1 protein-coding gene is annotated in these 736 nt (G+C 71.5%); it reads left to right on the forward strand.

The genetic code is table 11. From position 1 onward, the window contains the following. Positions 1 to 736 (forward strand): alkaline phosphatase PhoX (locus C3481_RS16115; protein WP_146053678.1); only part of this gene is annotated, 736 nt, incomplete at both ends.

A 736-nucleotide genomic window follows, 5' to 3' on the forward strand; every position in this document is an offset into this window, starting at 1 on the left:
CCAAGCGCGGCCACCTCTACCTCACCGAGGACGCCTCCGGCCCGAACGGCCTGTTCTACCGCTGGACCCCGCCGCACGGCTTCCAGCACGGCCGCGGCAAGCTGCGCACCCTCGCCGACGACGCCGGCGTGCTGTCCGCCTTCAAGTGCTTCGACTCCGGCGGCCGCTTCGTCGACGACCTCTCCCGCGCCACCGAGCCGGGCACGGTCTACGGCGTGGACTGGGTCGAGGTGCCCGACCGGGACGCCCGCACCACTTCGGTCCGCAAGCAGTTCAAGGACGGCCAGGTCACCCGCGCCCGCAAGCTGGAGGGCATGTGGTGGGCGGACGGCGGCGTGTACGTCGTCTCCTCCTTCGCCCGCGAGGAGAGCCCGGTCCAGCACGACGGCCAGGTGTGGTTCTACAACCCGGCCCGCCGCACGCTGACCCTCAAGGTCCGCTTCGGCGTCAACCCGGCCCCGGAGAAGGACGGCGCGTTCGACGGCCCCGACAACATCAGCGTCTCGCCGTACGGCGGGCTGATCATCGCCGAGGACGGCGAGGGCGTGCAGCACCTCTTCGGCGCCACCGAGGACGGCCGCACCTACCCGGTCGCGCGCAACGAGCTGAACATCGGCACCGCGGAGGAGCCGGAGTACAGCGAGTTCACGGGGCCGGTCTTCTCGCCCGACGGCAAGACGCTGTTCGCCAACATCCAGGAGCCGGGCATCATGCTCGCGATCACCGGCCCCTGGCG

The sequence above is a fragment of the Microbacterium sp. Ru50 genome, assembly GCF_002920555.1.
Lineage (GTDB): Bacteria > Actinomycetota > Actinomycetes > Actinomycetales > Microbacteriaceae > Microbacterium > Microbacterium arborescens.